The organism is Micromonospora rosaria (assembly GCF_001567585.1).
Taxonomy (GTDB): Bacteria; Actinomycetota; Actinomycetes; order Mycobacteriales; family Micromonosporaceae; genus Micromonospora; species Micromonospora rosaria.
Window position 1 is genome coordinate 16632 of record NZ_LRQV01000007.1, and the last position, 11566, is coordinate 28197.

Below are 11566 nucleotides of genomic sequence, written 5' to 3' on the forward strand. Positions count from 1 at the left end.
CGTTCCCCTGTGCAATTGTGTACTCCGCGAAAACGGCTGCCGGGCCAGAAGCGGCCCGGCACGAGAGAGCCGGGCCCCCGCCCCAGGCGGCGGTGAGCTGATCCGGTGATGGAGGAACCGTGCCGAGAGCCCCATGGCGCCGGCGTCGTACGACTGACAGTCCGCGCCCCGCAGGGCGTCGCTGGGCGGGCCGGTTGCGCCGCAGCAGCACGTTCGCCCGCCAGGTGCTGCTGGTCCGGGTGGGTCGCCAGAACGGCACCGACCTGTCGCCCGCCACCGACGTGGTGCCCGAGCCCCGGCACGCCGACCGGCCGCTGCGCCGGTACCGCCTGGGTCGGCCCGGCGTCGCCGAGGTGGCGGCCGTCGCGCCGGTCAGCCCGGCGCTCGCGCCCAGTCTGCCGGCCGAGGAGTCCCCGGTCGGGGCCGTGCCGCTGCTCCCCGGTGAGCGCACGGTCCAGCGGCGGATGAAGTTCGCGCTGGTCAACGCCTGCACCCTGGCCAGCCTGGTGCTCGGCATCAACGCCATCTTCGTCGCCATGCACGGCGAGGTGCGGATCGCCGCGCTGCTGCTGATCGCCTGCGTGGCGTTCGACGGGCTCGACGGACTGCTCGCCCGCCGGCTCGGCGTGGCCAGCCCGTTCGGCGCGCAGATGGACTCGCTGGCCGACATGTGCTCGTTCGGCCTCGCCGCCCCGGTCGTGGTCTACGCCTCGCTCGCCGGTGAGGCGCCGACGCCGGCCGCCGCGGTGGCCGCCGCGCTCGTCGCCGCCTGCGCGGCGATCCGGCTGGCCCGGTTCAACGTCTCGCCCAAGGACGGCCGCTTCTTCTGCGGCGTGCCCACCACGATGGCCGCCGCCGTGCTCGCCCTCGGGGTCGCCCTCGGCCTGCAACTGCCCGCCACGGTGCAGGTCGCCGGGGTGGCGCTGCTGGCCTTCACGATGGTCTCCAGCTTCCCGTACGCCAAGCTCGCCCGGCTGGTCAAGCTGCCGCCGTGGGTGTGGCTGGTGCCGGTGACCGGCGCGCTGATCGACGTCCGGCTCACCTTCGCGCTGGTCGTGGTGGGGTACCTGGTCAGCGGGCCGCTGCTCTGGCTGCACCAGCGCCGGGCCGCCTGACCCGGCCGCCGAAGCCTGGAAGGGGGTGCCACCCGTGCGGGTGGCACCCCCTTCGTCGTCGTACGGACCCGCCACCGGCGGGCGTCGCCGCTACCGCCAGCGCGCGATGACGGTGCTGCCGCCGACCACCCGCTCCCCGGGCCCGACCAGCGGCTCGGCCGCCTCCGCCGGCAGGTAGACGTCGGTCCGCGAGCCGAACCGGATCAGGCCGAACCGCTCGCCCCGGGCCAGCAGCGCGCCGATCGGCGCCCGCTGCACGATCCGTCGCGCGATCAGGCCGGTCCGCTGTGCCACCACCACCGTGCCGTGGTCGGTGTCCAGCACCGTGTACGCGGCGACGTTGTGCTCGGCCTCCGGCTTCATGGCGTTGGCGAACCCGCCGTCGGCGACGAAGTAGTCGACCACCTTGCCGGCCACCGGCGCGCGGTTGACGTGCACGTCCAGCACCGACAGGAAGACCGCGACGCGCAGCCACTCGCCGTCGCCGAAGCGCTCGTCGTGCAGCCGCTGCACGGAGAGGACCTCCCCGTCGGCGGCGGCGACCACGGCGGACGGGTCCTCGGGCACGTCCCGCTCGGGGTCGCGGAAGAACGCGGCCACCGGTGCGGCGGCGAGCGCCGGCAGCAGCCACAGCCGGGACTTCGGCCGGACCACCCGGGCCAGCCCGGCCAGCCCGAGGGCGATCCCGGCGGCGGCCACGCCGTTGGAGTCGATGTGCATGCCCCGGGTCAGCGGCACGCTCGACGGCCGGTACGCCGGGGCGAGCCGGGCGGCCAGGCTCACCGGGGCCGGGGTGAGGCGCAGCCGGTACACCCGTACCGGCGGCTTGTTGCGCAGCACCAGGTCGGTGCCGACGCCGAACAGCGCGCCCTGTCGCTCCAGCTCGGCCGCCGCGCCCTCGGTGCGACCCGGCGTGGCGGGGGTGGCCACGGCGAGCACCGCGCCGTCGGCCAGGTGCTTGGCCAGGCCGTCGATCGTCGCCCGGGTCTCCTCGGCGGTGCCGGTGAACGGCTCCGCCACGACGACCACCTCGGCGGGGTCGGCCGTAGCGAGGGAGTCCACGACGCGTACCCGGTCGGCGATCCACTGGCCCTGGGCGGTGACGTGCTCGCGCAGCTCGGCGGCGGTGCAGTCGGCGGCGGGGACGACGGTGAGCACGTCGCCGGGGAGCAGCGCGTCGAAGGCGGCGGCGAGGACCGCGTCGCCCGGGGCCGCGCCGACCAGCAGCGCGGGCTTCGGGTCGTTGCGGCGGGCCAGCTCGGTGACGAGGGTACGGGCGGCGCGCTCGCCGATGCGCACCGGGCCGGACCGGCCGGGGGTACGCACGGCGGGGGACTGGGTCATCTCGGACGGGCTCCTGACGGGGTGGCGAACGGCGGTCGCGGCGGTCCGGCCCGATGCCGCGGACCGGCGGGCGGAGGTGAGGGCTCCGCCGGCCAGCATATGCGCCGGCCCACGGCGGCACCGCCGTGGTCAGCCACCGGCACGCTCCCGCCCGGCCGGGCCGTCGTCGGGGCGGGTGACCCCGGGCAACTCGGCGGTACCGTCCTCGACCGCCCGGACCGGCACGTCGGTGACCACGTCCGGCCACTCGTCGGCCCGCCTCGGCCGGTCGACCTCGGCGGTCGTCCCGGCCGACGGCTCCCACCAGGCCGGGGAGGTCAGCTCGACCGGCGTACCGGTGCCGGTCTCGGCCGGCGTCGCGGTGCCGGGCGCGGTCGGCGCGGTGGGGACCGGGCCGGTGTCGGTGGTGGGGCCGGTCGGCCGGACGGGGCCGGTCGGGTCGGTGGTGGTCGCGCGGGAGTGTCCGGACCGGAACGCCCCGACCAGGCCCAGCAGACCGACCAGCAGCAGCGCGCCGGCGACGAACCAGCCCGCCGCGGGCGCCACGAACCCGAAGAGCTGGGCGCCCAGCCACCAGCCGGCGACGCCGAGGAAGATCAGCCCGAAGGCGAGCGAGAGCAGGTCGGTGCGGTGGGCTCTCACCGGGTCACCTCCAGGTGGCCGGCCTTGACGTGGATCTTGAGGGTCAGGGTGCCGCCCCCGGGGCCGTCCGCGCCCAGGTCGGTCTGCCGGCGGGTGCCGCTGTCGACGCCGCCGGTGCGGTGCCCGAAGACGTCGGCGTCGCCGGCCTTGATGTCGGACACCACCGTGACGTCGACGTCCGGGGGCAGGTACACGGTCGCCTGCCCAAAGTTGATCATGACGCTGACCTGGGTGTTCCGGCCGTCGAAGTCGACGGCGCGCAGGTCCAGCACGGCGTCGCCGAAGAAGTGCTCGTACCGGTCGAGGAGGTCCTCGTGGGCGGTCGGCGCCCAGGTGACGTTGCCCTCGTACGAGCGGACCCGCTCCCAGGACTCGACCACCGTGACCATCCCGAGCGCGGCCGTGGTGACCAGGCCCAGCGCGATCAGCCACCGGGCGCGGCCGAACCAGGCGCCGACCAGCAGCCCGAGGCCGATGGTCGCCAGCGCCGCCGCGAAGTACGCCGACGCGCCGACGGCCACCACACCGAGCAGGTGCAGCACGGCCACCACGCCCAGCGCCACGAAGACCAGGGAGAACGTCACCGCGCCCAGCGGCGAGCGCTCCCGGGGTCGTTTCGGTGGACGGGGTGCCCACTGCGGCGGGCGGGGCGGGACCGGGGGCAGCGGCGGCCCGGCGTACGGACCGCGCGGCGCGAACGGTGCCCGATACCCGCCCGGCGGTACCGGCGGTACCGGCGCGGTGACCGGGGGTCCGGGGAGCCGGGCGGTGCTGCCGGCAGCAGCGGCGTACGCGAGCCCGGACCGGGCCGACGGGGTGCCGGTGGCGTACCCGACGGTCGGCTCCGTGTCGCCCGTGTCGCCTGTGTCGCCTGGTCCGGACGGAGCCGGCGGGCTGGGGAGGGACGCCCCGGCGGCTCCGGACGATGCCCCGGGGGTCGCCCCACCCGGCGTGAGGTCACCCGAAGGAGTCCCACCCGGCGCGGCCCCGCCGGCCCCGGCCGGATGCGCCCCCGACACCGGCGCCCCCGACGACGGCCCGGACCCGGTCCAGGGCCAGGACCCGGTCGAGGACCCGACTCCGGTCGAGGGCTCAGCCCCGGTCGAGGACCCGGCTCCGGTCGAGGGCTCAGCCCCGGTCGACGGCCAGGGGCCGGTCGACGGTCCGGAAACGGTCGAAGGCCAGGAGCCGGTCGGCGACCAGGGGTCGGCCGGTGGCCAGGGCCGGGGGGCGACACTCCCGGCAGGCCAGCCCGGCGCGTCCGCCGCCGGTGCGCCACCGAGCGGAGCCGGGCCGGCCGGGCCCGGGTGGTACGCGGCGGCGACGGTCGGGGCCGCCGGCGGCGCGTACGGGGCGGCGCTCGACGGCCCCGCCGACGGCACCGGACCCGGCACGGGGACACCGGCCGCCCCCGGCGGCCCGCCGCCCGGGGCGGGGGCCCCGCGCCCCGCGCCGCTTCCGTACTCGCGGTTGAGCAGCAATGCCCCGCCGGCCAGGATGGCCGCGCCGAGCAGTACGGCACGGAACGCGTCGGTGACGATGTACCCGAAGCTGATCGCGACCAGGATGCTCAGCACGATCACGGTCACCGGGGACATGCTGGAGCGGCCCCGGCCCAGCATCGACTCGACCGGGGAGGCGGTGTCCCCCTCGCCGGGGATGATCAGCCAGGCGCTGACGTAGATCAGGATGCCGATCCCGCCGAAGAAGCCGAGGACGGCCAGCAGGACCCGCCAGAGCACCGGGTCGGTGTTGGTGGCCCGGCCGATCGCCGCGCAGACCCCGGCGAGGTACCGCCCGTCGTGCGGCCGGACCAGGCCGTACCGGGAGGTGAACCCGGCCCCGCCGGGTGGCGGCGGCCCGCCGGGGACCGGTCCGGGCTGCCCGAACGGCGGGCCGTCGGTCGCCCCGAACGGCGAGCCGGTGGTGGCCCCGTGGGGTGGACTGTCGGTGGCCCCGAAGGGCGAGCCGCCGGTGGCGGTGTGGGGCGAGCCGGTGGTGGCACCCGGCGGCGGGCCGTACCCGGTGGGTCCGGCGGCCCCGGGTGGTGGCGTCGCGGACCCGCCCGGTACGGGACCGGGAGAGGGCGACGTCGCAGGGTGCTCCGTCATACCCCGATCCTGCGTCACCCCGCGCCGGGCGTCCTCCGGACCCGACCCTGACCCCACCCTGAGATCCCGGCCGGCGAATGTCCGGGAGGTCCCCGTGGCCACCGCCCGGCCGCCCGTGTGACGATCGGAGCACGAGCCGTCAGCGGCCCGGTGCCGTACCCCGTGAACAGGGAGTTTCCGATCAGTACCGTGACCCAGCCGCCGCGTCTCTACCGGGACCCGGAGAACCGGATGGCCGCCGGGGTGGCCGCCGGGATCGCCGACCACCTGGGCATCTCGGTGGTACGGGTCCGGATCGCCTTCATGGTCCTGCTCGGGCTGAGCGGGCTCGGCCTGCTGCTGTACGCCGCGTTCTGGGCGGTGGTGCCGCTGCGGCCGGGGGACACCTCGGTGCCACCCCGGCGGGACCTGGCCCAGCTCCTGCCGTTCGTCGCGATCGGCCTTGTCGTGCTGCTCGTCCAGATGATGGTCTTCAACTCCGTCGGCGCGGCGGGTACCGCCGGCTGGCTGGTGGCGATCATCGCGGTCGGCGCCGGGGTCATCTGGCACCAGTCGGCGCCGGAGCGGCGGTGGCAGTGGGGCGAGTCGATGCCGGTGCCCTGGCTCGGCGCGGTGGTGGAGGAGAGTGACCGGCGGGCGTTCGTCCTCCGGTTCATCGGCGGCGGGGTGCTGGTCGCGGTCGGCATCATCGGCGTGGCGGCGGTCTACTCGCCCGCGCAGAACTTCGACGCCGTGCTCAACGGCGTGATCTTCGCGCTGGTCGGCCTGGCCGGGGTCGGCGTCGTCGCCGCGCCCGTGCTGTGGCGGACGTTCAACCAGCTCCGCTCGGAGCGGGAGGGCCGGATCCGGGAGCAGGAGCGGGCCGAGCTGGCCGCCATGGTGCACGACCAGGTGCTGCACACCCTCGCGCTGATCCAGCGCAACGCGGCCGACACCACGATGGTGCAGCGGCTGGCCCGGGGTCAGGAGCGGTCGCTGCGCAACTGGCTCTACAAGCCCACCGCGTCCCCCAACGAACGGTTCGCCGCCGCGCTGGAGCAGGCCGCCGCCGAGGTCGAGGACACCTTCGCGATCACCGTGGAGACGGTGGTGGTGGGGGACCGGGAGACCGACGAGCGGGTCGCCGCGCTGGTGGCGGCGGCCCGCGAGGCGCTGGTGAACGCCGCCCGCCACTCCGGGGTACGGACCGTCTCGCTCTACGCGGAGGTGGAGCCGGAACAGGTCAGCGCCTTCGTCCGGGACCGGGGAGCGGGCTTCGACCTGGATACGGTGGAGAATCACCGGCACGGCGTCCGGGGCTCGATCCTCGGGCGGATGAAACGGCACGGCGGCCGGGCGGAGATCCGCACCGCGCCGGGGGAGGGCACGGAGGTCCGGTTGATCATGCCGATCTCGCGGGACTCGGCCACGGCGGAGAGGGAGAGATGAGCATGGGCGACCAGTCGATGGAACCGGCGGAGCAGGCGGGCACCCGGGCCGAGCGGCTGCGGGTTTTCCTGGTCGACGACCACGCGATGTTCCGGGCCGGGGTCCGGGCCGAGCTGGGCGCCCACGTCGAGGTGGTCGGCGAGGCGAGCACGGTGGCCGAGGCGGTCACCCGGATCGCCGGGACGCTCCCGGACGTGGTGCTGCTCGACGTGCACATGCCCGACGGCGGTGGCCGGGCGGTGCTGGAGGCGATGCGGCGTACCCATCCGCAGGTGCGGTTCCTCGCGCTGAGCGTGTCGGACGCGGCGGAGGACGTGATCGGGCTGATCCGCGCCGGTGCCCGGGGCTACGTCACGAAGACCATCTCGCCGGACGAACTGGCCGCGGCGATCCGCCGGGTGGCCGACGGCGACGCGGTGTTCAGCCCCCGGCTGGCCGGTTTCGTGCTGGACGCGTTCGCCGCGCGGCCGGACGCGCCGGTCGCGGACCCCGAGCTGGACCAGTTGACCAACCGCGAGCGCGAGGTGCTGCGGTTGCTCGCCCGGGGGTACGCGTACAAGGAAATCGCCAAGGAACTGTTCATCTCGATCAAGACGGTCGAGACGCATGTGTCGAACGTGCTGCGCAAACTTCAGATGTCGAACCGCTACGAACTGTCACGGTGGGCCGCCGATCGGCGATTGGTTTGATCAATTTTCTCACCATCAACCGGACAAAGGTGAGTTACCTCCTTTTCCGGGGCTGACAACCGTCCACTCCCCGGCTGATAATGCCTCGGCGCGTTCTCGTGTGCGGGTTGCCGTGCTTCCCCGCGAGAACTGTGGCGTCACCAGCCCGCTGGAGCGGGTCACCCCTGGGGGAGAGGTACACAAATCTGATGTTCGGACAACGAGGACGGCGCTGGGCCCGGATCGCCGCGGCGGCCGTCGTCGGCAGCGCGCTCGCGCTCGGCGTGGCCGGCCCCGCCGCCGCCGAGGAGCCGGTCACCGGGCAGGCCAAGACGGTGAAGGGCACCGAGGTCACCCTTCAGCTCAACAAGAAGCCGCAGACCACCAGTGCCCTGGAACTGACGATCGGCGAGAAGACCGTTCCGGTCTTCTGCATCGACTTCCACACCCCGGTCGCGATCAACAAGGACTACCAGGAGGGCACCTGGGACGAGTCCCAGGTGAAGAACCTGGGCAAGGTGCAGTGGGTGCTGACCCACGGGTACCCGAACGCCGACGCCGACGCGCTGCTCGCGGCGGCCGGCGTCGAGCTGCCCGAGCGCGGCGCCCGCAAGGACACCGTGCTGTACTTCGGCACCCAGACCGCGATCTGGCACTTCAGCGACGGCGTGGAGCTGGCCCCCCGGGCCAACCGGCCGAACCTGACCAAGCCGGTCGAGTACACCGCGATCAAGAAGATCTACGACTACCTGATCGCCAACGCCACCGACGAGCCCGAGCCGAAGGCCGAGCTGAGCATCGACCCGAAGACCGCCGAGGCGGCCGCCGGCGAGAAGGCCGGCCCGTTCACGGTGAAGGGCCCGGCGGGCGACATCGAGCTGACGGTCGAGGGCGGCAGCGCCGTCGACGCCGACGGCAACCCGGTCACCAAGACCACCAACGAGGGGCAGTTCTGGCTGACCCGCGACGGTGCCGGTGAGGTCAGCGTCACCGCCACCGCCGAGGACTCGGTCTCCTTCGGTCGGGTGTTCCTCTTCGCCGGCAACAAGGACCGGTACCAGAAGCTGATCCTGGGCGGCAGCACCGGCTCGAAGGTCACCACCGAGGCGGGCGCCACCTTCACCCCCGTGACGGTGCCGAGCCCGACCACCCCGGCTCCGACCGAGTCGCCGGAGCCGTCGGAGTCCCCGGTCCCGTCGGAGTCGCCGGTCCCGAGCGAGACCCCGCAGCCGTCCGCCTCCACCCCCGGGGAGAGCCCGGCGCCGTCGACCTCCCCGGTCAGCGGTGGCGGTGACCTGCCGCTGACCGGCTCGCCGATCGCGCTGGCGGCGACCGTCGGCGTGCTGCTGCTCGCCGTGGGCGCGGTCACCATGCTGGTGATCCGCCGCCGGAAGGTCCGCTTCACCGCCTGACGGCAGCCCGGCCGGCGGCCATCCCCCTCCGGGACGGCCGCCGACTGAGCACCGGAAGAATCCGAGGGTCCGGCCCCGGTACCGCAGAAACGCGGTACCGGGGCCGGACCGTTTCCGTCTCCGGACCGCGGTGCGCTCCGTTTCGGCAGGCCGCGCGCTCCGTCTTCGGGGCGGCGGCGCTCCGTCTGCGGACGGCCGCGCGCCCTGCCGCCGGTCGGCGGCGCGCCCCTTGGCCGGGCGTCGCGTCCCTCGGGCCGGCTCCGGGCCCGGACCGGGGCCGCAGTTCGCGGTACGACTGGTTCATCCTGCTTTGGTGAGCTATGCGGTGAATGACCCTTTGTGCGCCCGGTGCGCTGGTCGGCGGCTCGGTGTGAGGCCGTTGGGTGGGTCCGGCGCGGCGGGGCGCGCCGCATCCGGACCGACCGGTCACCGGCCGCCGGCCGCCGATCGGCGCCCTTGGCGCCGTGCTGACCTGGGGTGATCCGGGACAGGGGCGGCTCGGCGGTAGGGTCCCTCGCGGCCGGGGTCGAGCCGGCCGGTGGTCCCGGGATGTCCGGGTGGGTCGGCGCGACCGATCGGCGCGTTCGTCGTCCCCTGCCCGGCAGGAGGATCATGTCCGGTCAGGCCAATCGGCTATCATCCGGACGGTCAGAGTTCGAGTCCTTTCGGGGCTGCCCTGCCGGTTCCCCGTTGGGGGGTCGGTCACAGTCCGTGGAGGTTTGCCGACACCCCTCGTGAGACCGATCTGACCGAGTTTTCCCAGCTCAGAGGGCTGGATCTGGGGTATTTCATGATCTTTTTTCAGGTATCGGCAACGTGGCAGCCAACTAACGTCTTGATAACGGCGCCTTCACGGAACCCGTCGGTAGGTGTCACAGTTGCAGCACCTCGCCCCCCTCGCGTGAGGCGCCCTGCTCGACCCGCCGGCCGCGAGCGCTGCTGATCGAAGCGCTTCGTGGCCGTCTGTCCTGTGCGGCGTCGAGTGTGACCGGGGTCGGTGGCCCGGCGGATCGGTGCATCAGGGGTGTCCCGATTTCCAGCGGTGAAACCGGCGACCGGTGTGGTAAAGGGTCGCCGGACGGTATACCCCCCAAGACGTGCGTGAAACCCACGCGGAACCAGGTCAGAAAGAGGAGGCCCCTCGGAATGAGAGTCTCGAAGCGGGCGAGCGGCGCCATCGCGGTGGGCGCGGCGTTCGCGCTCGTCGCGTCCGGCTGCTCGAGCGACAGCGAGAGCAACGAAGGCGGCAACAGCGCCGACGGCGCGATCACCATCCACGGCGTCCAGCCGGAGAACCCGCTGGTTCCGGCGAACACCACCGAGACCGGTGGCGGCAAGGTCATCGACTGGATGTGGACCGGCCTGGTGGAGTACCCCAACGACGGCAGCGCCCCGCGCAACGCCGTCGCGGAGTCGATCGAGACCACCGACTCCAAGGTCTTCACGATCAAGATCAAGCAGGACACCAAGTTCCACGACGGCACCGTCGTCAAGGCGAAGAACTTCGTCGACGCCTGGAACTGGGCCGCGTACTCGCCGAACGGTGTCCAGGGCGCCAGCTTCTTCGCCGACATCCAGGGCTTCGACGACGTCAACAAGGCGGACCCGGACGGCGAGGGCCCGCAGCAGGCCCCCGAGCCGACCACCGACAAGATGTCCGGCCTGAAGGTCGTCGACGACTGGACCTTCGAGGTCACCCTCGAGGCGCCGACCGCCGTCTGGCCGACCAAGCTCGGCTACAGCGCCTACGTGCCGCTGCCGGACGCGTTCTTCACCCAGAAGCCCGAGGACTTCGGCCGTAAGCCGATCGGTAACGGCCCGGTCAAGTTCGTTTCCTGGGAGGACAACGTCCTCATCAAGCTGACGCGCTTCGACGACTACACGCTGCGCGACAAGATGAAGATCAAGGACGTCGACGTCAAGCTGTACCAGGACGAGTCGGCCGCCTACAGCGACCTGGTCTCGGGCAACCTGGACTGGGTCGAGCAGGTCCCGGTCTCCGCGCTGGCGGGCGACAAGTGGAAGCAGGACCTGGGCGACCGGGCGATCACCACGACCACCCCGATCACCGGCATCATCGCGTTCCCGGTCTACGACAAGCGGTACCAGGACGTGCGGCTGCGCAAGGCGGTCTCGCTCTCCATCAACCGCCAGGAAGTCGTCGACAAGATCTTCTTCGGCACCCGCCCGCCGGCGACGAGCTGGGCGAACCCGCTGGCCCCGGGTACGGTCGACGGCAACTGCACCGTCTGCACGTACAACCCGGAGGAGGCCAAGAAGCTCTACGCCGAGGCCGGTGGCTTCGAGGGTGAGATGGTCTTCTACTACAACGCCGACTCCAGCCACAAGGAGTGGATGGAGGCCGTCGCCCAGCAGGTCAAGACCACCCTGGGTGTCGAGGCTCGGGCCGAGGGCATGCCGACCTTCGCGGTGTTCCGCCAGGCGATCAACGCCAAGCAGATGAAGGGCCCGTACCGCGCCGCGTGGCAGCAGGACTACCCGGACGTGGAGAACTGGATCAACCCGCTGTACGTGACCGGTGGTTCCTCCAACGACGGTGGCTACAGCAACCCGCAGGTGGACGCGCTGGCCAAGGAGGCGGGCGCCCAGGCTGACCTGGCCGCCTCGCACGCCAAGTTCGCCGAGGCCGTGAAGCTGATCGACGCGGACGTCCCCGCCCTGCCGATCTACTACTACGCCAACCAGGCGGGTCACTCCGAGAAGATCAAGAAGCTCGAGGTGACCGCCGTCGGCGAGCTCGACATCACCTCCGTCGAGCTCTGATCCACAACGGTTAAGCCCCGGGCCGGGCTCACATACCCGTGAGCCCGGCCCGGGGCCGTTCC

The 11566-nt window shown here is 73.2% G+C and carries 7 protein-coding genes and 1 pseudogene; 5 read left to right on the plus strand and 3 right to left on the minus strand.

Annotated features, from left to right (window positions below; translation table 11 throughout):
* Positions 1–194 precede the first annotated feature (194 nt).
* Positions 195–1115 carry a CDP-alcohol phosphatidyltransferase family protein gene (locus tag AWW66_RS03790; RefSeq protein ID WP_067359934.1) on the plus strand — a complete coding sequence of 307 codons (921 nt, stop codon included), beginning with the start codon at positions 195–197 and terminating at the stop codon, positions 1113–1115.
* A 90-nt stretch (positions 1116–1205) separates the two neighbouring features.
* On the opposite strand, the gene AWW66_RS03795 is transcribed toward AWW66_RS03790, so the two are convergent.
* From AWW66_RS03795 to AWW66_RS32360, 3 genes and pseudogenes are all read right to left on the minus strand, one after another.
* Complete coding sequence (locus tag AWW66_RS03795) at positions 1206–2459, minus strand: phosphatidylserine decarboxylase (RefSeq protein WP_067360050.1); 1254 nt, start codon at positions 2457–2459, stop codon at positions 1206–1208.
* A gap of 390 nt (positions 2460–2849) precedes the next feature.
* A pseudogene (locus tag AWW66_RS36305) lies at positions 2850–3101 on the minus strand (hypothetical protein); the annotation flags it as partial.
* The gene (locus tag AWW66_RS32360; RefSeq protein ID WP_083978194.1) at positions 3098–5212 is read right to left on the minus strand and encodes a PspC domain-containing protein; all 2115 of its coding nucleotides are present in this window, start codon (positions 5210–5212) and stop codon (positions 3098–3100) included. The pseudogene AWW66_RS36305 and the gene AWW66_RS32360, both read right to left, overlap by 4 nt.
* A gap of 189 nt (positions 5213–5401) precedes the next feature.
* On the opposite strand from AWW66_RS32360, the gene AWW66_RS03810 reads away from it, so the two are divergent.
* The 4 genes from AWW66_RS03810 (at position 5402) to AWW66_RS03825 (ending at position 11504) form a co-directional block, all read left to right on the plus strand.
* Entirely contained in the window at positions 5402–6640 is a 1239-nt protein-coding gene (locus AWW66_RS03810) for an ATP-binding protein (RefSeq protein WP_211271827.1), read from the plus strand.
* Between the two features lie 2 nt (positions 6641–6642).
* Complete coding sequence (locus AWW66_RS03815) at positions 6643–7329, plus strand: response regulator (protein ID WP_067359938.1); 687 nt, start codon at positions 6643–6645, stop codon at positions 7327–7329.
* A gap of 188 nt (positions 7330–7517) precedes the next feature.
* A complete protein-coding gene (locus AWW66_RS03820) occupies positions 7518–8720 on the plus strand; it encodes a Cys-Gln thioester bond-forming surface protein (protein ID WP_067359940.1) in 1203 nt (400 codons plus the stop codon).
* A gap of 1146 nt (positions 8721–9866) precedes the next feature.
* Positions 9867–11504, plus strand: a complete 1638-nt coding sequence (locus AWW66_RS03825; RefSeq protein ID WP_067359942.1) for a peptide ABC transporter substrate-binding protein — start codon at positions 9867–9869, stop codon at positions 11502–11504.
* The last annotated feature ends 62 nt before the right edge of the window (positions 11505–11566 follow it).